Raw genomic sequence first — 20,199 nt, forward strand, 5'->3', positions numbered from 1 at the left:
CGCCGCGATGCCCCCTCAGCCAGCGAAGTTGGCGGCGATGCGCTGCTGCAGGTAGTCGTGCGCCGTGATCGGTTCGTAGATCTTGGCCGGCCCCTGGATGATCGCGTCCTTGTTGGCTTGGCAGAAGAACGGCAGCGAATAGCGTGGCCCGAGATACTCATCCGCGCGCGGCATGCGCACGCGGTGCAACGTCGATTGCAGCTTGTCGTCGCTCCAGCGCATCAGCATATCGCCAATATTGCAGGTGATGACGCCCGGTAGCGGCTCGACATCGGTCCACAGCAACTCGCCGTCGGACTCCTTGCCCGGGCAGAGTTGCAGGCCACCCTGCCCCGTGCGCTGGTGCAGCAGCGTCAGGCAATCGAAATCGGTATGGGCGCCGGCGCGCCAGCCGGTGAAATCATCAGGCTTGGCATTGGTCATCGGAAGATAGTGCAGCAGGCGAAGCGTGCTCTGATATTCCGGCGACATCGGGTCGTGGGCTTCAGTGAAGAAGTCGGGCGCAAAGCCGAGCTTGAGCGCAAAGCACGACAGCACCTTCATGCCGAGCGCCCAGTTCATGCGTTCGAACAGCAGCATGGTCGCCTTGAAGCCCGGCAGTTCGTCACCCGACGGCCAAAGCTTCGCCATGCGCGGCAGCGTGATCTGGTAAGATTCCTTGTTGTCGGCGGTGCCGGTCGAGGGGCGGACCTGGCTCTTGAACTCCCAACCCGCGTTGGTGCCCTTCAGCAGCGGATACTTCGCCTTGGTCTCGCTCGACAGGTCGAAGAACCGCGCCGTCATGTCAAAGGCTTCGTCGGTCAGCGACTGCGGAATGCCGTGATTGACGAGCTGGAAGAAGCCGATCTCGGTCGATGCTCTCCAGAGCTGGTCGGCGATCTCGGCCTTGCGCGCCTCGTAGTGGCTCATGTCGATGCGCGGCACCTCGCGCTGCTTGAGGCCGCCGATGCCGCCGATGCCTTTTTCCTTGTTCAGCTCGGCAAGGCCGTAGCTGCCATTGGTCTGGGTCGTCATGTTCTATCTCCTTCTTCGCTTGCGGCCCGAAGGCCGCGGGTTAAAGGAGCAATGACCGGCGCCGGTGGCGCTGACTGCTTCTACTCCCATCAGCCGCCGGCGCGGTCGCCGGCGGAATCACTTTAAAGAATGGACTCCTTGCCTCTGGCGAGATCGGCTTCGGCGTCGCGCTTCCAGAATATCTGATGCGCGACGGCGGCCTCGTCCTCCAGTACAGGGCCGATAATCGTGGTCTCATGCGCGCCGGTCGCCAGAACCTCGGAGCAGGTCATGCGTAACGCGGCGTTCTTCAGCGAGGTATTGCGCAGGTCGCGCAGGCGACCTTCGCTGATGCCGAACACCAGCCGCCCGAGATTGGACCAGTAGATCGCCCCGGCGCACATGGCGCAGGGTTCCGCGCTCGAATAGATCGTCGCGGCAGCGAATTCGTCGCGGCTCATGTCGTTGCAGGAGTTGCGGATGGCGGTCACCTCGGCGTGGGCCGTGATGTCCGCCATTTTCCGCTGCACGCTGGTTGCCTCGGCTCGGATATTGCCGTCCGCATCGACGATGATGGCGGCGAAAGGCCGATCGCCCGCCTCCACCGCCGCTTCGGCAAGCTGGAACGCGCGTCGCATGAACGCGCGATCCTTGTCGGTGATGTCACTGGCCGTCGTCATGTTCTTACTGCGTGATCTTCATATCGACGACGGACATCGGATCGATCTTGTCGACCGGAACCTTCTCCTGCTTCGCCACCCATTCCCACGTCGTCTTGACGAGATCGGGTGAGAACACGCCGAGGCCGTCCTTCTTGGTCTGGTCGTTGAACATCAGCGGCAGCGTCGCCTTCACCAGCGCGGCCGTGATGGCAAGATCGATTTCCGGAACCGAAGCCTTGACGGCGGCGGCCGCCTTTTCGGGATCGGCCTGCATCATCAATTCGGCCTTCTTGAGGGCGCGAGTGAAGCGCACGACCATGTCGCGCTTGTTCGCCAGGGTGGCATTCGACACGAAGACCGAGCTCGAATAGCCGGCGAGGCCATATTCGGCCCAAGGCAGCATCACCATGTCCTTCTTCGCTTCTTTGAGGATCGCGGTGGTGGCCGGCGCATTGGTGACGTACTGGATGATCGCATCGACCTGACCCGTCGCGAGCATCGGCGCGAGCGCATTCGGATCCGCCTTAATCAGTTGCACCTTGTCGGGATCGACGCCAATGGACTGCAGCAGGAAAGGCCACGGACCGTTCGACGAGGTGAAAGGCGACGTCGCGACCTTCTTGCCGGTTACGTCCTTCAGCGACTTGATGCCGGAAGCGGGCGTCGTCACCAGCGCGTCAGGCGCCTTGGTATAGACCGGCATCACGGCCGTCACCGGCACATTGTTTTGTAGTTTGGCGCGCAGCAGCGCATCGAGGCCGCCTTCGGCGAAATCGGCGACACCGGTCGCGACCTTGGTGATGGCGTCGTTCGAGCCCTTGCCGGCTAGGAGTTGCACGTCGAGGCCCTCAGCCGCGAACAGGCCCGCTTCCTTGGCAATGTAATAGGCCGCGCGATCGCCGCCCGGCACCCAGCCGAACTGCATGGTCACCTTGTCGGCCGCGAGACCGGCGGTGCCGGACACGAGAGCCATGCCAATGGCCAGACCAACGCTCATCAAACGCATTTCAACCTCCAGTGCTACGAAGTCGTGTGTCCCGGCAGGGATTTAAGGTGACGGTATCGAACGATACAAAAGACTGGCGCATGCAAGAACCAGCACCATTAAAAGAGCGGAGCGCTGCCTTTGCGGCAGCGGTCAAGAAGTCCGCGCGGTACGTCATTTCCCGACTTCCTCCCGCGCCCACGGAACGATGATGCGTTGCATAAGCGCGATGAACTGGAAGAAGCAGAGACTGATGACCACAAGCAGCGTCAGTGCCGCGAAGGCCTGGTTGATCTTGAAGAATGATGTCGTGAACTGGATCATGTAGCCGAGGCCCTTCTCGGCCGAAACGAATTCCGCAACCACGGCGCCGATGACGGCGAGCGTCGTCGAAATTTTCAGCGCGCTGAAAATGTAAGGCAACGCGAAAGGCAGACGGATGTGATAGGTCTCGCGCGCCCATTCGGCGCGCAGCGACCGGGACAGTTCGATCAGTTCTGGTGGCGTCGCCAGGAGGCCCGCCGTCGTCGTCACCACGATCGGGAAGAAGGTGATCAGAAAGGTGATGGCAACGCGCGGCAGGTCGGACGTTCCCATTGTGACGACGATGATCGGCGCAACCGCGACGATCGGCATCGAATGAATGACCACGATCAGCGGATAGACGGCGCGGGACATCAGTTTCGACGTCGCCAGACCGATCGCGAGCGGGATCGAGACAGCGACCGCGACAATGAAGCCCATGATGGCGACACGCAATGTCGCCCAGGTGTGAGCGGCCCAGGTGCTGAGTTCCTGCTCCTGAAATCCCTTCACGATCATGCTCGGCGCCGGCAAAAGAAATGACGGCACTTCGAGCAGGCGGCAGCCGGCTTCCCAAACGGCAATGACGCCGACGAAGACGAGCAGCGGCGCAAAGCGGTAGGCCAGCGCGGCCAGCCACCGCGACACGGTCGGGCCCGCGACTTCTGCTTCAGGCCGCACGGCGCGTGAAGAGCTGAGAGCGGATGTGATTGGCGAGTTCATTAAAGCGCGGATCCGACAAGGTTTCGAGCGAGCGCGGACGGGGCAGCGGAACGGTGAGAATTTCGCGAACGGTGCCCGGACGAGGTGTCATCACAACAATCCGGTCCGCCAACAGCACCGCCTCGGGAATCGAATGAGTGATGAAGACGACGGTTTTCGGCCGTTCGGTCCAGATGCGTAGAAGTTCAAAGCTCATCTCGTCGCGCGCCAGCGCGTCGAGCGCAGAGAACGGCTCGTCCATCAGCAGAATGTCCGGATCGAGCAGCAGCGCGCGGGCGATCGCCACGCGCTGCTGCATGCCGCCGGACAATTGGTCGATGCGGGCGCCGGCGAAGCTGTCGAGATCGACCAGCTTCAGCAGTTCGTGCGCGCGTTCCTTGTCTTCGGCGGTGACACGGCCGTATTTGTGACGGGCAACGAAAGTGACGTTGCCGAGCACATCGAACCATGGCAACAAGGTCGGCCGCTGGAACACGATGCCGGTGTCGTCGCGCGGTTGTGTCACCGGCATGCCGTAAATGGAGACGGTGCCGCGCGTCGGCTTGATCAGACCGGCAAGCTGCCGCAGCAAAGTGGACTTTCCGCAGCCCGACGGCCCCAAAATGGCGATGAATTCGTGCCGACCGACGGACAGCGAGAGATTTTTCAACGCGACAACCGAAGCGCCTTTGTCGTCAACAAAGACCTGCTCGACATTGTCGAAACTGATAACGGGCGGCTCGCTCATGACGTTCGTTCGTTCAAATAACCTACCGGTAAACCAGCAAATTTCATGCCATCACCGTCTTATGCCTTCGCCGCCCACGGCGGATTGCTAACCTCCTCGGCCGGCAGGCGCGGCCCCTTGCGGTGATTGATGCGAAACACGTTGCCCTCCGGATCCTCGAGCACCGCCTGTCGCGCGTTGTAATACGTGTCGTAGGGCGGCTTCACGATGCTCCCGCCCAGCGTGACGGCGCTCTCCGCGATATTGTCGACGTCCGCGACCGATGCGACTTCGAAGGTCAGGTAGACATTGACGCGGCCCTCATGGTCCGGCTTTCGTCCGGCGACGCCGAGCAACTCGTAAGCCAGCGGCGCGTTGAAGCCGAGTTCGAGACCACCACCGGCATCGAGACAGCGATAGATCGGCGATGAGCGCTCCGGCATCAACGGGAAGCCGAGAAGCTTGCTATAGAATTGCGATAGCGCGTTGATATCGGCGGCAAAGACGTTGGCGTAAGCGAGGCGCGCTGAAACTTTACTCGTACTCATGCTGCGGTCTGCGGCGTGTAGCCGTAGGAACGGCGGAACATCTCCTGCATGTGCTCGGCCGCCGTGCATGTGGCAAAGCGCGGCGCCTGCCCCTCGCCGACGCAGCTCGGAATCGCCTCGATCGTGCTGGTCGGATAAGGCCCGTAGAAGAACGGGATCGAATAGCGGTCCCTGTTGCTGTTGTTGTTCTTCACGCGATGGACATTCGACGAGTAGATGCCATTGGTCCAGCGCGCCATCAGGTCGCCGAGATTGATGACGAAAGCGCCGGGAATCGGCCGGCCTTCGATCCAGGTGCCATCGACAGTCTGCACTTCCAGGCCGCCGACATCATCCTGCGCCAGAATGGTGATGCCACCCCAGTCGGTGTGCGCGCCGGCGCCGATCTGGTTGAACTTCGCGTCCGCAGCCTGCGGCGGATACTTGATCATGCGCAAGGTCGCCGAGGCCGGCGCGTGGAATTTGGCGAACCAGTCTTCCGGCATTTCCAGCGAGCGCGCCAGCAGCGTCAAGAGATGCGCGCCGAGCGAACTCACCGCTGCGTAGTAAGTGATCATCTGCTCGCGGAATCCCGGCAGGTTGGGCCATTGATTGTGGCCGTAGCCGCGGACCGGCTTGGGAAAGCGCGGATCGTTGGGCTCGGTTTCAAGACCGCAATAGAAGCTTTCCTTCAGATCGGGCGGCGCTTTCTCCGATTTGTCATCCTGGCTGTCGAGCGTCTGGCCGCCGATCGGCTCGTAACCGGCCGTGGTCGGCGATTTCTTCATGTGAATGGCCATCTTTTCCGACAGTGGCAGGTCGAAGAACTGCTTGGCGGCAGCGAACTGGGTTTCGATCAGCTTTGCCGGGACGCGGTGATTGGCGACATAGAAAAAGCCGGTCTGGCGGCATGCGGTCTGGATCGCGTCGGCGGCCTTTTGCCGGGCAATGCTTCCGCCCTCGAACGTCTGTTCGAGGTCGATCACCGGAATGGAGGTCGCGGGCTTCGGCGGCGAGTAGATCAGCATGTCTCAATGCACCTTTTTTGTCGAGGCAATCAGCGCAAATAGGTTTTGCTGTACATCGCCTGGAAATGATGGGCGATCGTGGTGGGCGGAAATTTCGGTGTCTCCCCCGGCGCGAGGCACGAGGGAATGCATGACACTTCGAAATCCGGATCGCCATTGACGAAGAACGGCACCGAATAGCGCTCGCGGCCCGACGTGTTGATGACGCGGTGCATCGTCGAGCGATAGGTGTTGTTGGTCCACAGCGATATGAAATCGCCGAGATTGACGACGTAGGTGTTCGGCACCGGCCACGCATCGATCCATGCGCCGGCGCTTTCGTCCCAGACCTGAAGGCCGCCAGCGGAATCCTGAAGCAGCAACGTCAGGCCGCCGAAATCAGTGTGCGCGCCGCAGCCTTTCAGATCAGGGTGCGGGTTGGCCGGCTGCGGCGGGTAGTGAATCATGCGCAGCGTGTTCAGCGGCTCCTGATAGAAAGTCGCAAAATAGTTCTCAGGCAAGCCGAGCGACAAAGCGACGGCGCCGTTGATGCGACCGCCAAGTTCCGTCATCGCGGTGTAATAGGCCTGCAGCGTTTCGCGAAAGCCTGGCAGTTCGGCGGGCCATTGGTTGGCACCACGCCCGAACTGGCCGCGCAGCAACCGCGGATCGTCAGGCGGCAATTCGCCGCCGACAAAGTAGCTCTCTTTCAGGTCCGGCGGCGCGCCGGCCTCGAGACGCTGGCCGGACATCGGCTCGTAACCGCGATTGGCTTTGGAGGTTGCCTTGTCGAGCGCCATCTTGGCGTCGAGCGGCAGGTCGAAGAACCGCTTGGCCTGCGCGATCGTGTCGTCGATCAGCGTTTCCGGAACACCGTGCCCGGAAATATAGAAGAAGCCCTTGTCGAGGCAGGCCAGCCGAATTTGCTGCGCTACCGCCTGGCGGGCTGGGAAGTCGCCATCAAGAAAAGCGGAAATATCGATGATCGGCAGGCTTTTCTGCGCAATCTGCGAATTCCGGACCTCGACGTTCATCGGCTCCTCCAGTCCCACACGGTCCTCCTTGAGGCCCGCGCATCGGATACCACTGACTCAAGCTCGGCGGAGGGCTCTCTAAAAGCATTGATTTTCGAGCATCGCGATGCGAAAAAGAGAGCAGTAGTTTTGCGAGAGGCGCTGCCCGATGTTGCATTCCCGGTTGCTGCGTTATCTCGACGAGGTGGTGAATTCCGGCTCAATCCGGCAAGCTGCCGAAAAGCTTAACGTCGCCTCCTCCTCGATCAACCGCCAGATCCTCGAACTCGAAGAAAGTCTGCAGGCGCAGATTTTCGAGCGTCTGCCGCGCGGCCTGCGGCTGACTTCCGCCGGCGAAGTGCTGATCACGCATGTTCGGCAGACACTGCGCGACCACGACCAGGTACAGACGCGCATTCTTGAACTGCAAGGGCTGTCGCGGGGCACCATAAAGGTTGCGACAATGAACGGCCTTGCCAGCGGCGTCGTCTCGCAACTCGCCGTGGAATTCAAGAAGAAGCACCCCGGCATGAAGATCATCGTGAAAAGTCTTCTGGGTGAGGCCATCCTCAAGGCTGTGGAGCAAGGCGACGCCGATATCGGACTGGGCTACAGCATGCGCACCGACCCGAGCCTTCACATCATGGATGTGTTCGACGCGCGGCTTGGGGCCATTGTCGCCAGCGACCATCCGCTGGCGGGTTTGCCCGGTGTACGCCTGTCACAGTGCTGCGACTATCCGATCGTGATGGCCGACCAGACCTTATCGATCTATCGCCTGATGCAGAATGCCTGCATCGGCTCGAAGGTGACGATGCAGGCGGCCTTTGAGACCAATTCAATCGAACTGATGAAGTATCTTGCCATCCACGACCGGGCCGTGACGTTTCTCAGTGCCACCGACGTGTCGGAAGAGGTGCGCGAGAACAGGCTGACTTATGTCCGTATTCTGGACCGTTCGCTGAAATCGCATCCGCTGACCTTGATCCACCGGGCCAACTCATCCCTGGCCCTGGCGCCGGCTTTATTCGCGGAATCCATCCGTCAGGCGGTGTCGAAGCTGTTTCAGCGGAGCTCAAGATCGCGAGCCGACAGTTAGGCACGGCGTCGGGACGATGTCGGGCAAAGTGTCTTCCCTTTTTGGCTTCCTCGGTGCACATAGCGCCGCGGCCCAAAGCGATCGGGCACCAAAATGGTAGCAAACTGGTCTTTTGGAGACATCGCACCGCGATTTCTCCAATGATTTCAATGCTGGAAGGGTGGCCGAGTGGTTTAAGGCACCGGTCTTGAAAACCGGCGTGGGTGCAAGCCCACCGTGAGTTCGAATCTCACCCCTTCCGCCATTTGCTTGTGTGCGGCCGCCGACATCAGACGTGAGCGCATCACATCAGCGTCAGGTCGTTGGCCGCTGGCCTCAAATCCAGACGGCGTCTTGAATGAAGTGCCCGCCCGATTTGGAAGCCCCCACAATCGATCCACCCCAATGAATAGATACTAAGCCGATCGCAGACGGCCTTCGGAGTCTGCCGCGGTGGGCGCGAGCCCCAGCCAACGTGCGAGTTTGCTCGGCCGCGGTGGCCTCACGCTTTCTTCGGGAAAAACCGCATGGCAGTGGCTGACCCCGTCAAACCAACTGCAACCGACGACGGGTTTACCGTTTTCATTGACGCCATTGCCGAGGACGGTCATGCGCGGCCCCCCGGAGTTCAATTGAACAACATCGCCGACTTTGAATTTCATCCTTGCCCCCGTTTAGCCACTGGTTGCACCAAAGCGGTAACTCACCCAAGGGTACAAATACAGTTGCAGAATTACAATCGATTCGGGAGGGACCAATTCAGAAAGAAGCAATTGGTAATACTTAGGAACACTTCTAGACACCGTATTGAGTATTATCCAAATACCGGCGGCTCGATGTGGTTTATCCATGGAGTTGCAGGATGTTAGCCTTTTCCTGCCTCAAGCTAACGCCCCTCTGTGCGCTGCTGAACAACGAAACAATGTTATGCGGACTGCAGTCCTGCTACGCAAAAATACGTCGCTTCAGCTCTTTTGCACCCAGAACACGTACATGTTGGCAAAGGTGTCGGGGTTGTCGCGCTCGTAAGCGTCCCAGCGCGCCAGATCGGTAAGCGACCAGCCGTTCCTCGCGAACACGGTGCGATGGTGCTGATGAACGGCCTGATTACTGAATTCGAAGCCGATGAAGTTGAGCCCGTCGGCGCTGATGAAATCGGCGATCTCGGGAATCGTGAACTGCCGTTCGTGGACGTGGAAAATGAGATCGCGCACTTCACTGGTGGTGAAGAAATCGCGCAAGGTCATGAAATTGTAGTGCTTCGGCGCGGCGAACAGATCCTGCCGCGCCTGGCGGATGCCATCCGCCGTTGATGGATAGCCACGTTCGGCAATGAGTTTACGCGCCGCATTGATCTCCCGGCGCGCATGCGCGCTGTAGAGCCCGACCTGCATCAGCGCGTCCGGCCGCATCAGCTTGATGAGTTCGCGCCAGCCGCCGAGAGGATCGGCCATGTGATGCAGCACCCCGCCGACGCCGATGAAATCGAAATCGCGGCCGATCGATCCGATCGACATGATGTCGGCTTGCGCGAACTCGATCTTGCCTTTCAGCGCGGCCGGCGTCTTGCGCTTGGCGGCGGCGAGGCTGGCGAGACTGAGATCGACCGCCAGCACCTGCGCGCCGGCAAAACTCTGCGCCACTTCGAGCGCGATGCGTCCGGTGCCGCAGCCAGCGATCAGGATGTCGAGTTGGTCGGTTTTATTGAGCGGCCGGAACGGCACTGTCGGAAACTGATGGCGGATGAGTTCGTCGAGCACCATTGGCGGCGGCGGCGAAGGCAGTCGCACCCAGCGCGGATAAGGATTTTCCTCATATTGCAGACGCACCGCCGCGGTGATGCCGTCGGCGATCGGCGTGAGCACTGGCATGGTCGCGCGCAAGGCCGCCTCCTCGCGCGGCTCGCGTATCTGCTGCGTCACCACAGCGTCGACGGCGGAAGGCCACTTGCGGGCGAGCAGCTTGTCGGCGCCGGGCAGGATGTGAAGCGGCTCATATGATGCGAGCACTGCAAGCGCCAGCGGCGCGACGGGCGTGCCGGTGTCGAGGCTCTCGACAACGCGGCGCTTTAGGGGGGCGATATTCGTGGCCTCGCCTTCCCCGAGCGCGAACACATATTCATTGATGTAGCACTGCCGCGCCAAGGCCGCGGCGAAGGCGACGAGTTCGCCGCTCGGCTTTGCGGTGTCATCCAGCGCCTGCGCCAGCAGCGACGCGCGCACCCTCGTCAGCCATCGCTCGAAGCTCCAGTCGCGCACCGCGGTGTTCTCGAGCACGCAGCGCAGATAGACGTCACCGGCAATCGCGTCGGTCAGAGGCGGCGCTCCAGCGCCGCGCACGACGGCATCGAGCGCTGCGGCAAAATCCGGCTGTAGCGCCTTCAGGGTCGCCAGCACGGTGTCGAACTGGTTGAGCGTCTGCGGCGCGATGCGCGCCAGCTCGGCATATTGGACCGACGCCTTGTCTCGCTTGCCCTGCGCCAGATAGACCGCCGCCAGCCGGTCGCAGGCTGGCGCGTGGGCGGCGTCCGCCGCGAGAACTTTCTTGTAGAGCATCCCCGCGCCCGGCAGATCGCCCTGCTGATGATGCATCAGCGCGCGCTGGAACAGCTCCGCTGCAGCAGACGATGCCTGCTTCTGCGCGACGCGGCGTTGGGTGCGAGTCATGGCGCGGCCTTCACGGAATGCGCCCGGCTTATAGGTGGGCACTCAAAGCCCAGCAAGCGAACGGGGCTACGGCGCGGCCCGCCCCCGCAATTGGCCCAGCGCCAGGGTGGCCTCCCGGTGCAGTGCGTTCATGGCCGCATCATCGTCCCCGGCCGAGATTGTGCTGGCGGCGAAAAGCGGCGGCGCGGCGCTCGTGAGCGGGCCGAGCGCCACCGCCGGAGGCGTCCTGCCACCGACCGGACATAGCAGCAGAGCCGCGCAAAACGCGGTGGTCATAAGCAGGATCAAGCGATGCCTGAAGAACATGGCACGAGACATGGCAGGAAACTCCTCGGCGGGAATTCCACGGGGCCGCACATTGCCGCCATGTTTCGCACACAAAAAGTTCCATTCCGTTCCGGCGCGTGCTGCAAATGGCGCGATCGCCGTAACGGGCCGTTAGCCATGGTGCCCGGAGGCGGGCCTAGAAGTCGAGCGGCAGCCACGGACCGCCCGACGTTCTGCAGGACCGCTGGCAGTAGCGGTCGCAGTCGTCGGTCAGCTTGAGGCATTGGCCCTGGGAATCGCGGGTCAGGCATTGCGTCTGCCCCCAGGCGCAATAAGCGCCGCAGTCGCGCAGACAGGCGCTCGAGGCCCAGACCGCCTGGGCGCGTTCGCTGCGCGGAAACGGCAGCATCGTCGCCGGTGCGCTGGCGCGCGGCAGGGCCGCTTCGGCCGCCTGGGCCTGCTCCGTCCCGACGACCGCCGCGATGACAAAATAAGCCATCGACGCCGCGACAACGAATGCCCGCCATACTGATCGCTTCATCTGTGCCTCCTGGCCGCCCGGTTTTTCTTTTCTAGACCATTTCCGAATGGCCGTCGCCCCAGATTGGCCCTGAACAACTGAGTACCATGCGGAACTCTACCTTTTGCGGCGCGCCTCCGATGACTAGATTGGCGCTGCCTTGGCCCCTTTGCGGCCGCCGATCCAATGGAGACGACCGACTGTGACCCTCGCCAATCAGACCAATGAGCCGGCCCAGCAGTTCGGCACCGAGGGCATCAAGCCCATGGGGCGTCCCAGCGCTGTCACCCGGTTCTTCATGAGCGTGGTCGCCTTCGCAGAGCGGCTGAACCTCAAGTTCTCCAAGGTCGGCAACCCGCCGATCTACGACAAGGCGGTATTTCCCTGGGCCAAGGAGATCGAGAAAGAATGGCCGGCGATCCGCGCCGAACTCGACAAGGTGCTCACCCGCAAGGATGAACTGCCCGGCTTCCACGAGCTGGCGACCGATGTCTCGACCATCAGCCAGGACCGTGGCTGGAAGACCTTCCTCTTGTCCGGTTACGGCTTCAAGTCAGAGAACAACATTAGGCAGTGTCCGGAAACGTGGCGCATCTGCCAGAAGATCCCGGGCCTGATCACCGTGATGTTCTCGATCTTCGAGCCGAACAAGCACCTGCCGCCGCACCGTGGCCCCTATAACGGCGTGCTGCGCCTGCACCTCGGCCTCATCGTCCCCGAGCCGCGCGAAAAGCTCGGCATCCGCGTCGAGACGGAAACCTATCGCTGGAAGGAAGGCGAAGCCGTTATCTTCGATGACGCCTTCGAGCACGAGGCCTGGAATAACACCGACAAGGTGCGCGTGGTGCTGTTCGTCGATTTCCGCAAGCCGCTGCGCTTCCCGGCCAATCTCCTGAACTGGCTGCTGCTCAACGTCGCCGTGTTCACCCCCTTCATCCGCGAGGGCATGGACAACCAGAAGGCCTGGGAAAAGAAGTTCTACGAGGAAGCCGAGGCGCTGCGGAACAGGTGACGCCGCGAGCGTCTTCACCCGCGAAAGCGGGTGATCCAGTACACTCCGCGTTGAGATTTTGACCGCAAATCCTGCGTTTACTGGATGCCCGCTTTCGCGGGCATGACAGCGTTTACCCTTGCCATCCCCCGCTTTGCCCTCTACCTCCTGCCCATGCTCGACGCCCCTGCACATCCCGCCCCGGATACTGACGGCCAGCCTGCGCCCAAGGTCAGCTTCGTGTCGCTCGGCTGCCCCAAGGCGCTGGTCGATTCCGAGCGCATCATCACGCGCCTGCGCGCCGAGGGCTATGAGCTGACCCGCGAGCACAAGGGCTCCGACCTCGTCATCGTCAACACCTGCGGCTTCCTCGACTCGGCCAAGGCGGAGTCGCTCGACGCCATCGGCCAGGCGCTGAACGAGAACGGCAAAGTCATCGTCACCGGCTGTATGGGCGCCGAGCCCGAGAACATCACCAAGGCGCATCCCGGCGTGCTCGCCATCACCGGCCCGCAGCAATACGAGAGCGTGCTCGATGCCGTGCATCGTGCCGCGCCGCCCAAGCACAATCCGTTCATCGACCTGGTGCCGCCGGAAGGCATCAAGCTGACGCCGCGGCACTACGCCTATCTGAAGATTTCCGAAGGCTGCAACAACCGCTGCACCTTCTGCATCATCCCGAAGCTGCGCGGCGATCTGGTCTCGCGCCCGGCCGCCGATGTGATGCGCGAAGCCGAGCGGCTGGTAAAGGCCGGCGTCAAGGAACTGCTGGTCATCTCGCAGGACACTTCGGCCTACGGTCTCGACATCAAATACGCCGCAAGTTCATGGAAGAACGCGAACGGCGAGACGCGCGAAGTACGCGCCAAATTTCTCGATCTCTCCCGCGCGCTCGGCGAGCTCGGCGTCTGGGTGCGCATGCACTATGTCTATCCCTACAAGCATGTCGACGACGTCATCCCGCTGATGGCCGATCGCAAGATCCTGCCTTATCTCGACATGCCGCTGCAGCATGCCAATCACGACGTGCTGCGCCGCATGAAACGCCCGGCCTCGCAGGAAAAGACGCTCGACAGCATCCGACGCTGGCGCGAGATGTGTCCTGACCTGACCTTGCGCTCGACCTTCATCGTCGGCTTTCCCGGCGAAACCGATGCCGAGTTCGAGAGCCTGCTCGAATGGCTCGATGAAGCTTCGCTCGACCGCGTCGGCTGCTTCAAATACGAGGCGGTTGCCGGCGCGTCGGCCAACGCGCTGGGCAATCCGGTGCCCGAAGAGGTCAAGGAAGAGCGCTGGCACCGTTTCATGGCCGCGCAGCAGAAGATTTCGGCGCGGCGGCTAAAACGGAAAGTCGGCACCCGCCAGCAGGTCATCATCGACGAAGCGGGGCCAACCGTCGCCAAGGGCCGCTCGATGGCCGACGCGCCGGAGATCGACGGCGCCGTCTATGTCGCCAGCCGCCGCCCCTTGCGCGTCGGCGAGATCGCCACGGTCAAGATCGAGCGCGCCGACGAATACGACCTGCACGGCACCGCCGTTGGTTTCTGAGCGGCGACGGTCTCATCCGAATAAGTGATGACCGCGGCCTTGCCGCCGCGGTCATCGGCTCTACCGTTTCTTGGGGGACTAAAACAGCAGAGCTTTCACAGAGCCTGCGGCGGCCTAAGGGGTGGGAAGAACGGCATCGGCATCATGGGAGGCGCCGGCGGCATCGCAAACAAGAGCGTGTCGCGCTGATCGCTGGCCAGCGTCGCATAGAGCGCTTGGAACGGTTCGTTAACGGCCGCGAGGAATGCCGCCCGCGCGGCCATGCGTTCCGCGGCCGCCGAAATCAACTCGGGAAAATTTGGTGATGCGCCGGGTTTTTCCGGCAGCAGAGAGCACGCCTTGCGCCACCGATCGAGATGCGGCTCGGCGGCATCTTCGATTTTGCGCCACAACTCTCTCTGAGTCGGCTGCAGATTGAGTTTGCTTTTCATGTAACCGGCAAGCGCCACGTTGACGCTTATCTCTTCGAGGCAAGCCGCGCGCATCGGCGGCGGCGGAAGTTGCCCTCCGAACGGCGGGCGTTTCATGTCCGCACCGCCTTCGCTACCTCTCGGGTCCTGCGGCCACGTCCCGCGCAGATCGGGATCGGGGCGGTCGCTCGTTTTGAGTGGCTGCGGACGTACCGCCTGCGCCAACTCAGTGAGTGTCGCGCCATAATCGGGCCTCGCCACCAAAGCTCCTTCGGTCGTATGGCGGTCCTGAATTTTTGCGGGACGAACGGTACCGTCGACGGATTGCGCATGTACTGCAATCACGATGCCGGTCAGACTTCCGGCAACCGCCAAACCGACTATTAAACGCCGCATCACTTGAGCTCCTTGTCTAGCCCCGGCAGCGGTATGGTGCATGGTCGGTACGGCAATTTGACCGTTTCGTTGCTGATTGTTTCTGCAACGCTGTCAAATATTTCTGGTATCGGTTGGACCGGGTTTGAAACGTCGTTTGGTGGCGCAACGTCAGTGCTGATCGCTCTCTTCGCCGATATCCATGCCAACCGGCAGGCCTTCGAAGCCTGCCTTGCCGACGCGCACGGGCGCGGCGCGCAGCGCATCGTGCTTCTTGGCGACTTCGTCGGCTATGGCGGCGATCCCGATTGGGTGATGGACCGGGTCATGGCACTCGCCGAGGACGGCGCCATGCTGGTACTCGGCAATCACGACGCCGCCATTGGCGGCTCGGCCGACAGCATGAACCTCGAAGCCCGCGTCGCCATCGAATGGACCCGCACCGAACTCGGCAAGCCGGCCCGCGATTTCCTCGCCGGCCTGCCCTTGACGCAATCCGATCACGACCGGCTCTACGTTCATGCCGAGGCCAGCCATCCGGAGCGCTGGACCTACGTCATCGGCACGCTCGAAGCCGCGGACAGCCTCACCGCCACGCAGGCGCATGCTACATTCTGCGGCCACGTCCACCGGCCGGCGCTTTACAGCCTGTCATCGACCGCCAAGATGACCGCGTTCACACCAACCGCCGACGCGCCGGTGCCGCTGCTGCCTGGCCGGCGATGGCTCGCGGTGTTAGGCGCCGTCGGCCAGCCGCGCGACGGCAATCCGGCCGCAGCCTATTGCCTGTTCGACACCGAGAGCGGCGAACTCACCTATCGCCGCGTGCCCTACGACATCGAGGCGGCGGCGCGGCGCATACTCCAGCAAGGGCTGCCGCCGTTCCTCGCCGAACGCCTCTACGCCGGGAGATAGCCCGTGGCGCGACCGCTGCACGATCCCGGCTTTGTCATTGATGGCTTCCGCCTCAACGAACTGGTGCACGAAGGCGGCATGGCCATGCTGTGGCGCGTCAGCAAGGACGGCCTGGACGCGCCGATGCTGATGAAAGTGCCGCGCATCGGCGAAGGCACCGATCCGGCCGCTATCGTCAGCTTCGAGATGGAGCAGATGATCCTGCCGAAGCTGAACGGCCCGCATGTGCCGAAATTCATCGCCGCGGGTGATTTCTCACAGCAACCTTATGTGGTGATGGAAGCGATCGGCGGCGTCAGCCTGCTCACGCGTCTCCCCGAATTGCCACTGCCTTATGACGAGGTTGCGCGTATCGGCGTCAAGATCGCCGAGGCGCTCGACGACCTGCATCGCCAGCATGTCGTGCATCTCGACGTCAAACCGAGCAACATCATGTTCCGTCCCGACGGCGCGGCGGTGCTGATCGACTTCGGCCTGTCTCACCACGATCAGTTGCCTGACCTGATGCAAGAGGAATTCCGCGTACCCTTCGGCACCGCGCCTTATATGTCGCCGGAGCAGTTGCGCGGCATCCGCAACGATCCGCGCAGCGACTTGTTTGCGCTCGGCGTGCTTCTGTATTTCTTCTCGACCGGCGAGCGTCCGTTCGGCGAAAGCGAAACATTGCGCGGTATGCGCCGCCGCCTGTGGCGCGACCCGAAGCCGCCGCGCGAACTGCGTTCGGATTATCCGCCGTGGCTACAGGAAGTCGCGCTGCGCTGCTTGGAGGTCGAACCCGGCCGGCGCCATCCGACTGCGGCGCAGCTTGCTTTCGATCTCAGCCACCCGGACAAAGTAAAGCTCACCACGCGCTCGGAGAAGATCAAGCGCGATCCGTGGACCACGGCGATGCGCCGACGTTTCAACACCGACCTGACGGCGCCGCGCAAGGTACCGGTCGCGACGCAGATCGCCTCGGCGCCCATCGTCGCCGTCGCGGTGGACGTCGGCGAACAAGGCGCACCGATCAACGCCGCTTTGTTCGAAGTGACGCAGCGTATTCTCGCGACATTGCCGCAGGCCCGGCTCGCCTGTCTCAACGTCCTGAAGACGAACGCGATCGCCCTCGACTCGACGCTCGATGACCGGGGCCACAACAAGAAGATCGATCGGCTGGTTCGTCTCAAAGCCTGGGCCGCGCCGCTCAAGCTCGACGAGCGCCGCCTTACCGCGCATGTACTGGAGGGCACTGATCCAGCCGCCGCCATTCTGGAGTTCGCAACTGCCAATCGCGTGGATCATATCCTGATCGGCGCGCGCCAGGACTCGTTCAGGCGCCGCGTTCTGGGCAGCGTGTCCGCCAAGGTCGCAACCGACGCGCCTTGTAGCGTCACCGTGGTGCGCGCGCCGCGTCTGGCGTGAGCGGCGGGTTCCAGCGGGAACGCAAGCACAGGACCGGGCGTTATAAACACTCCTTCAACCCATGGAGTGTGAACATGCAGCGCAAAACCGCGACCCTGTTGGCCGCCATCACGGTACTGGCGGCTGTGTCGCTGCCTGCTTCGGCCGCGACGCTGGCGACGGCCACGACATCGCTCAACATCCGCACCGGCCCGGGCCCCGAATACCCGGTGATCGGCGCCATCCCCGACCGAGGTCAGGCTACTGTCACCGGCTGCATCGCCGGCAGCCTGTGGTGTCAGGTGACCTATAACGGCAAACAAGGCTGGGCCTATTCGCAATACATGACGGCTTCGGCGGGCGGCCAGGCCGTTGTCGTCAGTCAGACCGTCCCCGCGTTAACGTTCGACGCGCCGGCCACCACGGTCGGGGCGACCACGACGGTGGTGACGCCGAGCATCCAAGGTGAATTCGTCGCGCCGGCGCCAAACGCGCCCCTCGCCATCGCGCCGCCGCCGGCAACGGTGCAGACTTACGTCACCCAAAACCCGGTGACGCCGGTCTACATCAACGGCGAAGTCGTGCAGGGCGTCGGCCTGCCCGAGGATGTCGTGCTCACGCCCGTGCCCAACTACGAATACAGCTACGCCTATGTGAACGGCGTTCCGGTGCTGGTCGAACCCGGCACGCGGCGTGTGACGTATATTTATCGGTAAAGGGACCACGTCGAGACGGCGAACTAGAAATTCGTCGTCTCGATGAACTTGATCAGCGCCGCGGCGGCGAGACCCATGTCGGCCGGGCTCGCATATTCTGCCGGGTTGTGGCTGATGCCGCCGCGGCAGCGCACGAACATCATTGCAATAGGGCATAGCTTTGCCATCGCCATGCCGTCATGACCGGCGCCGGAGACCAGCGACACCGGCTCGCCGCCGACCGCGGCAATCGCTTTGGCGATTCCGTCCTGAAGCGCCGGATCGCACGGCGTCACCGATACGTTGCGCGTATCCGTCATGGTGACGCCGAGATGGCGGCGTTCGGCCAGCGCCCGGACCTCGCGTTTGAAAGCCTCGACAAATTTGTGCCGGGCCGTGTCGGAACCCGAGCGGATATCGACGATCAGGGCGACATTGCCGGGAATGACATTACCCGCGGCATTGGGGATGCGCAGCACGCCGACGGTCGCCACCACTTCGCCCTTGGTCTCGCGCGCCAGCCGTTCGGCAAGCGACACCGTCTCCGCCGCGCCGGCGAGCGCGTCGCGTCGCAACAGCATCGGCACGGTGCCGGCGTGTCCGGCCTCGCCGAGGAATTCGACGTTCACATAAGTCTGCCCGGCGATCGCCGTTACGACACCGAGAGGCTGGCCCCGATATTCCAGCACTGGCCCCTGCTCGATATGGACCTCGATATAGGCGGCGGCTTCGTCGCGCGAATAGGCGGCAAGTGGAATATCGGCGACCGACTTCCCGAACTGCCCGATGACCTCACTGAAGGTCGTGCCGTCCGCGTCCATGGCCTGCAAGCGCGAGGTATCGAAGTGCCCGGCAACCGCCAGGGACGACGACAAGGTGACCGGAAAGCGCGAGCCCTCCTCGTCACCAAACGCGAGCACATCAAGGCCGAACGGCAGCTTGCGTCCAGCTTTCGCGAAATGGCCGGCGGCGAGAATGCCGACGATGACGCCGAGCGGGCCGTCAAACATGCCGGCATCGATCACGGTGTCGATATGGGAGCCGATGAGCAGCCGCTTCCGGCCCTCGCCCGGCAAATGTCCGCGCACGGTGCCGAGCGCGTCCTCCGAGACCTCGAGCCCGGCCTCGCGCATCCATTTGGCCACCAGATCGGCGGCGGCCCGGTGTTCGGGCGTGAGGAAGCCCCGTATGAGGCGGTTCGGCTCGGCCGAAATCGAGGCCAGCGTCCGGATCATCAAATCGGCGCGTTGGCCGAGAACTACAGGATCAAGCGCGGCGGGATCGGGGGTGGTCATGGAGGCGCATTCTCGAAAACTGTCACGCCATCCGTAACGCAATTCCCTCCCCCTGCAAGGGGGGAGGGTCATTTTTGCGGCCCCGCGACTTACGGCATCAGGACGATCGAACCGGTGGTCTTGCGGCCCTCGAGATCGATATGGGACTGCCTGGCGTCCTTGAGCGCGTATTTGTGGCTCGCCGGGATCTTCACCGCGCCTGAGCCGACCACCTTGAACAGGTTGTCGGCAATCGAGACGAGGTCCTCGCGCTTGGCCGCGTAGGTGTTGAGCGTCGGCCGGGTCGCGAACAGCGATCCCTTCGCCTGAAGCAAATTAATATCGAACGCCTTGACCGGACCCGAGGCCGAGCCGAACGACACGAACATGCCGAGCGGCCGGATGCAGTCCAGCGACTTCGGGAAGGTGTCGTTGCCGACGCCGTCATAAACCACATCGCACAGCTTGCCGCCGGTGATCTCCTTGACCTTCTCGGCGAAGTCTTCCTCGCGATAAAGGATGGTGTGATGCGCGCCGTGGGCCTTGGCGAGTTCGGCCTTCTCCTTGGACCCCGCGGTGCCGATCACGGTGGCGCCGATATGGTTGGCCCACTGGCAAAGGATGGCCCCCATGCCGCCCGCGGCGGCATGCACCAGAATGGTCGAGCCCTTCTGGACCTTGAAGGTGCGATGAAGCAGATACTCGGCGGTCATGCCCTTGAGCATCATCGCCGCCGCCTGTTCATAGCTGATGTTATCGGGCATCTTCACGGCGCGCGCCGCCGGCAAAAGGCGCTCCTGCGCGTAGCCGCCAAGCGCCACGACATAGGCAACACGGTCGCCAACCTTGAAGTCGGACACGCCGGGGCCGACCTCGATCACCTCACCGGCGCCTTCATTGCCGGCAACGAATGGCAGGCCGGTCGGCGATGGATAGAGGCCGCTGCGGAAATAGGTGTCGATGAAATTCACGCCGCAGGCGTGCTGCTTGATCTTGAGCTGCCCCTCGCCCGGTGCCGGAACCTGGATGTCCTCGAATGTCAGGACTTCCGGACCGCCGACCTTATGGACACGTACTGCGGCAACCATGTTTCACCCCTTGAATTTCTGTTTGGGAAAGCTGTTCGGGCCGCGATCATAGGCACCGCGGGCGGGGGCGCAA

The 20,199-nt window shown here is 62.7% G+C and carries 21 protein-coding genes and 1 tRNA gene; 7 read left to right on the forward strand and 15 right to left on the reverse strand.

Annotated elements, in window-relative coordinates; translation table 11 throughout:
- Window positions 1–15: 15 nt before the first annotated feature.
- The 8 genes from E8Q40_RS12065 to E8Q40_RS12100 form a co-directional block, all read right to left on the reverse strand.
- Window positions 16–1,014 carry an isopenicillin N synthase family oxygenase gene (locus E8Q40_RS12065; RefSeq protein ID WP_137044797.1) on the reverse strand — a complete coding sequence of 333 codons (999 nt, stop codon included), beginning with the start codon at window positions 1,012–1,014 and terminating at the stop codon, window positions 16–18.
- Window positions 1,015–1,136: 122 nt separating this feature from the next.
- Complete coding sequence (locus E8Q40_RS12070; RefSeq protein ID WP_137044798.1) at window positions 1,137–1,673, reverse strand: nucleoside deaminase; 537 nt, start codon at window positions 1,671–1,673, stop codon at window positions 1,137–1,139.
- 4 nt (window positions 1,674–1,677) lie between these two features.
- Window positions 1,678–2,652: an ABC transporter substrate-binding protein gene (locus tag E8Q40_RS12075; protein WP_168197820.1), complete on the reverse strand. Its 975-nt coding sequence runs from the start codon at window positions 2,650–2,652 to the stop codon at window positions 1,678–1,680.
- 162 nt (window positions 2,653–2,814) lie between these two features.
- Entirely contained in the window at window positions 2,815–3,591 is a 777-nt protein-coding gene (locus tag E8Q40_RS12080) for an ABC transporter permease (RefSeq protein WP_246662816.1), read from the reverse strand.
- A 22-nt stretch (window positions 3,592–3,613) separates the two neighbouring features.
- Window positions 3,614–4,393: an ABC transporter ATP-binding protein gene (locus E8Q40_RS12085; RefSeq protein ID WP_137044801.1), complete on the reverse strand. Its 780-nt coding sequence runs from the start codon at window positions 4,391–4,393 to the stop codon at window positions 3,614–3,616.
- 59 nt (window positions 4,394–4,452) lie between these two features.
- On the reverse strand, window positions 4,453–4,920 hold the full coding sequence (locus tag E8Q40_RS12090) for a VOC family protein (RefSeq protein ID WP_137044802.1): 468 nt from the start codon (window positions 4,918–4,920) through the stop codon (window positions 4,453–4,455).
- On the reverse strand, window positions 4,917–5,927 hold the full coding sequence (locus tag E8Q40_RS12095; protein ID WP_137044803.1) for an isopenicillin N synthase family oxygenase: 1,011 nt from the start codon (window positions 5,925–5,927) through the stop codon (window positions 4,917–4,919). The genes E8Q40_RS12090 and E8Q40_RS12095 overlap by 4 nt, the downstream gene beginning before the upstream one ends.
- A 29-nt stretch (window positions 5,928–5,956) precedes the next feature.
- The gene (locus tag E8Q40_RS12100) at window positions 5,957–6,940 is read right to left on the reverse strand and encodes an isopenicillin N synthase family oxygenase (protein WP_137044804.1); all 984 of its coding nucleotides are present in this window, start codon (window positions 6,938–6,940) and stop codon (window positions 5,957–5,959) included.
- A 148-nt stretch (window positions 6,941–7,088) separates the two neighbouring features.
- On the opposite strand from E8Q40_RS12100, the gene E8Q40_RS12105 reads away from it, so the two are divergent.
- Together E8Q40_RS12105 and E8Q40_RS12110 are read left to right on the forward strand one after the other, a co-directional pair.
- Window positions 7,089–8,018, forward strand: a complete 930-nt coding sequence (locus E8Q40_RS12105; protein ID WP_137044805.1) for a LysR family transcriptional regulator — start codon at window positions 7,089–7,091, stop codon at window positions 8,016–8,018.
- 154 nt (window positions 8,019–8,172) lie between these two features.
- Window positions 8,173–8,262: transfer RNA gene (locus tag E8Q40_RS12110), tRNA-Ser, on the forward strand.
- Between the two features lie 151 nt (window positions 8,263–8,413).
- On the opposite strand, the gene E8Q40_RS12115 is transcribed toward E8Q40_RS12110, so the two are convergent.
- The 4 genes from E8Q40_RS12115 to E8Q40_RS12130 form a co-directional block, all read right to left on the reverse strand.
- Window positions 8,414–8,659 carry a YodC family protein gene (locus E8Q40_RS12115; protein WP_137044806.1) on the reverse strand — a complete coding sequence of 82 codons (246 nt, stop codon included), beginning with the start codon at window positions 8,657–8,659 and terminating at the stop codon, window positions 8,414–8,416.
- 303 nt (window positions 8,660–8,962) lie between these two features.
- The gene (locus E8Q40_RS12120; protein ID WP_137044807.1) at window positions 8,963–10,663 is read right to left on the reverse strand and encodes a class I SAM-dependent methyltransferase; all 1,701 of its coding nucleotides are present in this window, start codon (window positions 10,661–10,663) and stop codon (window positions 8,963–8,965) included.
- A gap of 66 nt (window positions 10,664–10,729) precedes the next feature.
- Complete coding sequence (locus E8Q40_RS12125) at window positions 10,730–10,981, reverse strand: hypothetical protein (protein WP_137044808.1); 252 nt, start codon at window positions 10,979–10,981, stop codon at window positions 10,730–10,732.
- A 145-nt stretch (window positions 10,982–11,126) separates the two neighbouring features.
- On the reverse strand, window positions 11,127–11,471 hold the full coding sequence (locus E8Q40_RS12130) for a hypothetical protein (RefSeq protein WP_137044809.1): 345 nt from the start codon (window positions 11,469–11,471) through the stop codon (window positions 11,127–11,129).
- A 181-nt stretch (window positions 11,472–11,652) separates the two neighbouring features.
- On the opposite strand from E8Q40_RS12130, the gene E8Q40_RS12135 reads away from it, so the two are divergent.
- Together E8Q40_RS12135 and rimO are read left to right on the forward strand one after the other, a co-directional pair.
- Window positions 11,653–12,462 carry an aspartyl/asparaginyl beta-hydroxylase domain-containing protein gene (locus E8Q40_RS12135; RefSeq protein WP_246662817.1) on the forward strand — a complete coding sequence of 270 codons (810 nt, stop codon included), beginning with the start codon at window positions 11,653–11,655 and terminating at the stop codon, window positions 12,460–12,462.
- Between the two features lie 153 nt (window positions 12,463–12,615).
- Window positions 12,616–13,989, forward strand: coding sequence for a 30S ribosomal protein S12 methylthiotransferase RimO (rimO, locus tag E8Q40_RS12140; RefSeq protein ID WP_137046687.1), 1,374 nt, complete (start codon window positions 12,616–12,618; stop codon window positions 13,987–13,989).
- 95 nt (window positions 13,990–14,084) lie between these two features.
- On the opposite strand, the gene E8Q40_RS12145 is transcribed toward rimO, so the two are convergent.
- Entirely contained in the window at window positions 14,085–14,795 is a 711-nt protein-coding gene (locus E8Q40_RS12145; protein ID WP_168197821.1) for a Spy/CpxP family protein refolding chaperone, read from the reverse strand.
- Window positions 14,796–14,948: 153 nt separating this feature from the next.
- Between E8Q40_RS12145 and E8Q40_RS12150 the strand changes: the two genes are divergently transcribed.
- From E8Q40_RS12150 to E8Q40_RS12160, 3 genes are all read left to right on the forward strand, one after another.
- Window positions 14,949–15,689, forward strand: a complete 741-nt coding sequence (locus E8Q40_RS12150; protein ID WP_137044811.1) for a metallophosphoesterase — start codon at window positions 14,949–14,951, stop codon at window positions 15,687–15,689.
- 3 nt (window positions 15,690–15,692) lie between these two features.
- The gene (locus E8Q40_RS12155; protein ID WP_246662818.1) at window positions 15,693–17,090 is read left to right on the forward strand and encodes a bifunctional serine/threonine-protein kinase/universal stress protein; all 1,398 of its coding nucleotides are present in this window, start codon (window positions 15,693–15,695) and stop codon (window positions 17,088–17,090) included.
- A gap of 74 nt (window positions 17,091–17,164) precedes the next feature.
- Window positions 17,165–17,785: a DUF1236 domain-containing protein gene (locus tag E8Q40_RS12160; RefSeq protein ID WP_137044812.1), complete on the forward strand. Its 621-nt coding sequence runs from the start codon at window positions 17,165–17,167 to the stop codon at window positions 17,783–17,785.
- Window positions 17,786–17,808: 23 nt separating this feature from the next.
- Here E8Q40_RS12160 and E8Q40_RS12165 read toward each other — a convergent pair whose 3' ends face one another.
- Both E8Q40_RS12165 and E8Q40_RS12170 read right to left on the reverse strand, forming a co-directional pair.
- Entirely contained in the window at window positions 17,809–19,059 is a 1,251-nt protein-coding gene (locus tag E8Q40_RS12165; protein ID WP_137044813.1) for an allantoate amidohydrolase, read from the reverse strand.
- A gap of 89 nt (window positions 19,060–19,148) precedes the next feature.
- Window positions 19,149–20,126, reverse strand: a complete 978-nt coding sequence (locus E8Q40_RS12170; protein ID WP_137044814.1) for a quinone oxidoreductase — start codon at window positions 20,124–20,126, stop codon at window positions 19,149–19,151.
- Window positions 20,127–20,199 lie beyond the last annotated feature (73 nt).

This window comes from Pseudolabrys sp. FHR47 (assembly GCF_005153485.1).
In the GTDB taxonomy this organism is placed as follows: Bacteria; Pseudomonadota; Alphaproteobacteria; order Rhizobiales; family Xanthobacteraceae; genus Pseudolabrys.